The organism is Streptomyces lushanensis, from assembly GCF_001700515.1.
GTDB classification, from domain to species: Bacteria; Actinomycetota; Actinomycetes; order Streptomycetales; family Streptomycetaceae; genus Streptomyces; species Streptomyces lushanensis.
The window spans coordinates 1-5,675 of sequence record NZ_MAUD01000313.1 but is presented as its reverse complement, the minus strand read 5'-3'; the positions used below and the strand labels follow the sequence as shown (position 1 = coordinate 5,675).

Here is a 5,675-nt window from a genome sequence, read left to right as displayed (position 1 = left end):
GGGGACGCCCGACGCCGCGCCGGTCCGCGGTGAGCGCGTGGGAGGCCCGGGGCGCGGCGTCGGGCGTCCCCACCGCTTCGGGATGCGCCGCCAGCCAGCCGGTGATCGCGATCCTGGCCGCGGCGGTACGGGCGTGGTCGAGCCACTCCGGCGAAGGTCCCGAGGCCGCGTCCCGGTCCAGCAGGAGCTGGACCGTGTCACCGTCGCTCAGCACCGTGCTCAGCGGCGCCAGACGGCCGTTGACGCGCGCTCCGAGACAGCCGTGCGCGGCCTCGCCGTACTGCGCGTACGCGGCGTCCACACAGGTCGCTCCGGCCGGCAGTCCGAGCAGCCCGCCCTCGGCGCGGAAGACGGTGATCTCCCGGTCCTGGGCCAGGTCCGCCCGCAGCGTCGTCCAGAACGTGTCCGGATCGGGCGCCGCCTGCTGCCACTCCAGCAGCCGGGAGAGCCAGCCGGGCCTGGTCGGATCGGTGCGCTCGCCGTCGTACGGTTCCGCGCCCGCCGCCGGTCCGGCGCCGTACGCGGGCTCCGCGCCGTCGACCGGCGCGTAGGGATTGCCGAGAGCGACGACTCCGGCCTCGGCGACCTTGTGCATCTGATGCGTACGGATGAGGACTTCGGCGACCGCTCCGTCCGGGCCCGCGACGGCCGTGTGGAGCGACTGGTACAGATTGAACTTGGGCGCGGCGATGAAGTCCTTGAACTCGGAGATCACCGGGGTGAAGCAGGTGTGCAACTCGCCCAGGACCGCGTAGCAGTCGGCGTCCTCGGCGACCAGCACCAGCAGCCGGCCGAAGTCCGTGCCGCGCAGCTCGCCGCGTTTGAGCCTGGAGCGGTGCACGGAGACGAAGTGCCGTGGCCGCACGAGCACGTCGGCGGGAATGTCCGCCTCGCGCAGCACGCCTCTGACGTCCTCCGAGATCGCCGCGAGGGCGTCGCCGGCGGTGGCGTTGTCCGCGATCAGGGCCCGGGTGTGGGCGTACTCCTCGGGATGGAGGATGGCGAAGACCAGATCCTCCAGCTCGGTCTTGAGCGCCTGGACGCCCAGGCGTTCGGCGAGCGGGATGAGGACGTCACGGGTGACCTTGGCGATACGGGCCTGCTTCTCCGGACGCATCACGCCGAGGGTGCGCATGTTGTGCAGCCGGTCGGCCAGCTTGATCGACATCACCCTGACATCGTTGCCGGTGGCGACGAGCATCTTGCGGAAGGTCTCGGGCTCGGCGGCGGCGCCGTAGTCGACCTTCTCCAGCTTGGTCACGCCGTCGACCAGATAACAGACCTCGTCGCCGAACTCCGCGCGCACCTGGTCGAGCGTCACGTCCGTGTCCTCGACGGTGTCGTGCAGCAGCGAGGCGGTCAAGGTCGTGGTCTCGGCGCCCAGTTCGGCCAGGATCAGGGTCACGGCCAGCGGATGCGTGATGTAGGGCTCGCCGCTCTTGCGGAACTGCCCGCGGTGCGAACTCTCCGCGAGGACATAGGCCTTGCGCAGGACGGAGAGGTCGGCGTACGGGTGGTGGGCGCGGTGCGCGTCCGCGACATGACCCATCGCGTCCGGCAGCCGGTCCCTGGAGGCGGGCCCCAGTAAGGCGGCCCTGCCGAGTCTGCGGAGGTCGATCCTGGGAAGGCCGCGTCTCCGACTGTGGGCACCAGGGTTGGTGGCCTCTGCACTCATGGGCACCTCCGGGCAGCTTCGACCGGCGGTACGAAGAACGGGCAACGCCCTCCGGGCCGGTGCTTGATGCTACCGAGCCCGCCACGGGCAGCACTCCCGCCCCAGGCCGTGTCCGGCGGACACGGCCTGGCCCGGCGCGAAACGGATCACCCGTTCGAGTGAAGCGCCGGGGAAGCCCCGGACATGTCCCCCGCCGAGGCCGCCTCCAGCCAGGCCCGGTCGACCCGCCCTTCCGCCACGATCACGGCGGGGCCCGTCATCTCGATCCCGCCGTCCGGACGCTCCGTGACGACCAGCCGGCCGCCGGGCAGATCGACGGTGTAAGTGACGGGAGCGCCGGTCACCGAGGGATCGGCGCCGTCCCTGCGGGCCGCGGCGACGGCCACGGCGCACGCGCCCGTCCCGCAGGAGCGGGTCTCGCCCGAGCCGCGCTCATGCACCCGCATCGCGACATGGCGCCGGCCCCGGGAGACGACGAACTCGACATTGACCCCGTCCGGATAGACGGACGGAGGGCTGACACGCGGCTCGGTGAGGAGATTCCCGGCGTGTGCGAGGTCCTCGACGAACGCGACCGCGTGCGGATTGCCCATGTTGACGTTACGGGTGGGCCAGGCGCGACCGCCGACGGTGACCGTGGCACTGTCCTCGGGGAGTACGGCGCGCCCCATGTGGACGGTGATGTCACCGTCGCCGGAAAGCTCCGCGCGGGCGGAGCCGGGGGCCTTCGCGCTCTTGGCGAGATGGACCTTCTTCACTCCGCCGCGGGTGGCCACGGCCAGATCCCCGGCCGTGGTGTGACCGGCGCGCTGGAGATAGCGGGCGAAGACCCGCACGCCGTTGCCGCACATCTCGGCGACGGATCCGTCGGCGTTGCGGTAGTCCATGAACCACTCGGCCTCGGCCGCCATGTCCACCGCCTCGGGATGCGCCGCGGACCTGACGGCACGCAGCAGCCCGTCGCCGCCGACGCCGGCCCTGCGGTCGCAGAGGGCGGCCACGGCGCGTGGAGACAGATCGATGGTGTTGTCCGGGTCGGGGACGATCACGAAGTCGTTCTCGGTCCCGTGGCCCTTGAGGAAGGCGAAGGACGCGGTCTGCGAGGTGCTCACGCGACCCATCGTACGAGCAGGGGCCGACACCGGCCGCCATCCAGCGGCCCTCCCTGTCGTCCCGGCCTTCCGGGCGCGCGGCGCTCAGCGCAGCCGGGCGACCCGCCAGACGGCGAGGGCGACCAGGGCGGCGCCCACGGTCACGTACAGGGCGATGACCCGCCAGTCGGGACGCTCGCCGGAGGTACGGGTCGGCAGCCCCGGCCAGGTGTGGCCCACCTTGCGGGCGGCCATCATGCCCCAGCCCGCCGCGCAGCAGCTGATCAGGAGTCCCAGCATGGCGACGACCGCGCCGCCGTCCCCGGTGCCGAAGGCGAGAGGGAAGGCGAACATCAGGGAGCCGATCGCCGCGAGACCCACGATCGGCGCGAGCTGCCAGATCCGCAGCCGGCGCTGCGGACGGAGCTCGACCTCGACCTCCGGGGTCGCGGTCTCCTCCTCCGGTCCATCGGGACTCAGCCGTGGGGCGTCGTCCCGCGTGTCCGGTACCGCTGGTTCTCTGTCACGAGGGCCGGCCGCCATCGCCACGCGCCCTCCCCATTCGGACTCCACTGGCCGATCGATGCCCGATGGTCGATCGATGCTCGATGATGGCACGCCCGGAGCGACGGCAAGGACGGGCGGAGCGTCCCGATGCCATCACGTGATCAGGCTGTGACCGCTCGTTCGACCAACGCCAGCGCCCGGTGCGGCAGTTCCTCCCGCTGGGCCGTTCCGCCGCCGAGCCAGTGCACCCGTGAGTCGCGGCGGAACCAGGAGTCCTGGCGGCGCGCGAAGCGTTTGGTGGCGCGTACGGTCTCGGCGCGCGCCTCGTCGTCGCTGCACTCCCCCGCGAGCGCCGCGAGCACCTGCTGGTAGCCGAGCGCGCGCGAGGCGGTGCGCCCCTGGCGCAGTCCCCGGGTCTCCAGCGTGCGCACCTCGTCGACGAGTCCGGCCTCCCACATCCGGTCCACGCGCTGCGCGATCCGGGTGTCCAGCTCGGGCCGGGCGACGTCGACACCGATCTGAAGCGTGTCGTAGACCGCGTCATGACCGGGCAGATTGGCGGTGAAGGGCTTGCCTGTGATCTCGATGACCTCCAGCGCCCGGACGATACGGCGGCCGTTGCTGGGCAGGATCGCCTGGCCGGCCTGGGGGTCGGCGGCGGACAGCCGGGCGTGCAGGGCGCCGGAGCCGCGCAGGCTCAGTTCCGTCTCCAGCCTGGCGCGCACCTCGGGGTCGGTGCCGGGGAAGTCGAGGGCGTCGATGGCGCCCCGTACGTACAGCCCCGAACCGCCCACCAGGACAGGTGTACGGCCCTCGGCCAGCAGCCGGTCGATCTCCGCCCTGGCGAGCCTCTGGTACTCGGCGACGCTGGCGGCCTCGGTCACGTCCCAGATGTCCAGGAGATGGTGTGGGACGCCCGCGCGTTCCTCGCCGGTCAGCTTGGCGGTCCCGATGTCCATCCCCCGGTAGAGCTGCATGGAGTCGGCATTGACGACCTCACCGTCGAGTTGCCGGGCGAGATGGACGCCCAGATCGGACTTGCCGGCCGCGGTGGGACCGACGACGGCGATGACCCGCGGTGCGGTAGCTGCGCTTCTCACTGCCCCAGTCTTGCAAACTCGCAGGCCCGTACCCGAACGAGTTAAGCGGCGGCACCCTGGCCGAGCGGCGCGGTTTTCCCTCTCCGCGCGTATCATAAAGAGAACATATGGGTGTTTTTTCACGGCTTCGACGGGAGTCATCAGCCGCGTCCGTGACGTCGACCGACGAGGCGGAGGCCGCCCGGACGACCGACCCGCGACGGCACCCGCACATAGTCTGTTGTCTCCTCCGAGGGAAGGTGGGCCATGGGCTTCATGGATTCGTTGAAGGCCAAGATCGCTCCGGCCAGGGACAAGGTCTCCGACTTGGCGCAGCAGCACGGGGGCAAGATCGAGCACGGGCTGGACAAGGCCGCCCGGACGGTCGATCAGAAGACCAAGGGCAAGTACAGCGACAAGATCGATTCGGGGACGGGCAAGGCGAAGAACGCCCTGGGCCGGCTCGCCCACAAGGACGACGGCACCACTCCCCCGCCACCACCCGCCTCCTGATCCTCGGTGAAGGCCGTGGACGGCCGCGTGGCGCTTCGGGCGCCGCGCGGCCGTCACCTGTTCAGCGCCCGCCGGACCCCTCGGAGCAGCACATCGGCCGGGCCGCCGCTGGACCGGGCGCGCGTCTAGGACCAGGTCGCGACGAGATAGCCGACGCCGTACGGCGCGGCGTCGAAGAGCAGCTCACCGCGCAGATCCGCTCCCCCGGCCGCCCCGGCGAGCAGCTGCCACGGCGCACGGCCCGCGGCCTTGAGCGCGGACGCCAGCTTCGCGTCCAGTGCCTTCAGCGCCGCCGCGTCGGCCGCCGCCAGAGCCCGTGCCACCTCCTGGTCGAAGCCGGCCGCCCGCTCGTCCAGATATCCCGGCGCCTTCACCGAGCGGCACGCGCTGGCGTCGCCCATCACCAGCAGCGCCACCCGGCCGGACCGCGCCGCGATCTCCTCTCCGGCACGGACGCACCGCTCGGCGGTGAGGGATTCCCCCACTCCGAGTCCGGAGACCGGGGCGGCCGTCCAGCGGACCCGGTCCAGCAGCCAGGCCGCGACCGAGAGCGAGGAGGGCAGGGGACGCGAGGCACGCTCCTCCGCGCCCGCGCTTGCACCCGCGATCGTGCCGCCGGTGCCGGTACCGCTCGTGTCCGTATCGCTGATGCCCGTACCCCCGGTGGCCGTCCCGCCGAGTACGACCTCGACGTCCACGCCGAAGCCCCGGAAGGAACCGGCGGCGCCCTGCGGGTACGGCCCCCGGCCGTCCCGCTCGGCGGGCCCGACGACCATCAGCAGATCGGGCCGGGCCGCGGCCAGTACCCCG

Annotated in this window: 6 protein-coding genes; 1 reads left to right on the top strand and 5 read right to left on the bottom strand. The window is 72.2% G+C overall.

Annotated elements, in window-relative coordinates:
• The 4 genes from BFF77_RS24035 to miaA all read right to left on the bottom strand — a co-directional run.
• The coding region (locus tag BFF77_RS24035; RefSeq protein ID WP_079125439.1) for a RelA/SpoT family protein at nt 1–1,675 on the bottom strand (1,675 nt) is incomplete at its 3' end.
• A 146-nt stretch (nt 1,676–1,821) separates the two neighbouring features.
• Nucleotides 1,822–2,796 (bottom strand): diaminopimelate epimerase, encoded by a 975-nt coding sequence (dapF, locus tag BFF77_RS24030; protein WP_066953320.1) that lies wholly within the window; start codon nt 2,794–2,796, stop codon nt 1,822–1,824.
• 75 nt (nt 2,797–2,871) lie between these two features.
• Nucleotides 2,872–3,309: a hypothetical protein gene (locus BFF77_RS24025; RefSeq protein ID WP_066953317.1), complete on the bottom strand. Its 438-nt coding sequence runs from the start codon at nt 3,307–3,309 to the stop codon at nt 2,872–2,874.
• 125 nt (nt 3,310–3,434) lie between these two features.
• Complete coding sequence (gene miaA, locus BFF77_RS24020; RefSeq protein WP_066953315.1) at nt 3,435–4,373, bottom strand: tRNA (adenosine(37)-N6)-dimethylallyltransferase MiaA; 939 nt, start codon at nt 4,371–4,373, stop codon at nt 3,435–3,437.
• A 246-nt stretch (nt 4,374–4,619) separates the two neighbouring features.
• On the opposite strand from miaA, the gene BFF77_RS24015 reads away from it, so the two are divergent.
• Nucleotides 4,620–4,865: an antitoxin gene (locus BFF77_RS24015; protein WP_066953313.1), complete on the top strand. Its 246-nt coding sequence runs from the start codon at nt 4,620–4,622 to the stop codon at nt 4,863–4,865.
• Nucleotides 4,866–4,990: 125 nt separating this feature from the next.
• Here BFF77_RS24015 and BFF77_RS24010 read toward each other — a convergent pair.
• Nucleotides 4,991–5,675: class III extradiol ring-cleavage dioxygenase family protein (locus tag BFF77_RS24010; protein ID WP_066953311.1), on the bottom strand; the 685-nt coding region annotated here is incomplete at its 5' end.

What these genes read in the sequence shown, in the direction of transcription:
- dapF (WP_066953320.1), bottom strand. Translation starts at nt 2,796, where the DNA reads ATGGGTCGCGTGAGCACCTCGCAGACCGCGTCCTTCGCCTTCCTCAAG.
- BFF77_RS24025 (WP_066953317.1), bottom strand. Translation starts at nt 3,309, where the DNA reads ATGGCGGCCGGCCCTCGTGACAGAGAACCAGCGGTACCGGACACGCGG.
- BFF77_RS24015 (WP_066953313.1), top strand. Translation starts at nt 4,620, where the DNA reads ATGGGCTTCATGGATTCGTTGAAGGCCAAGATCGCTCCGGCCAGGGAC.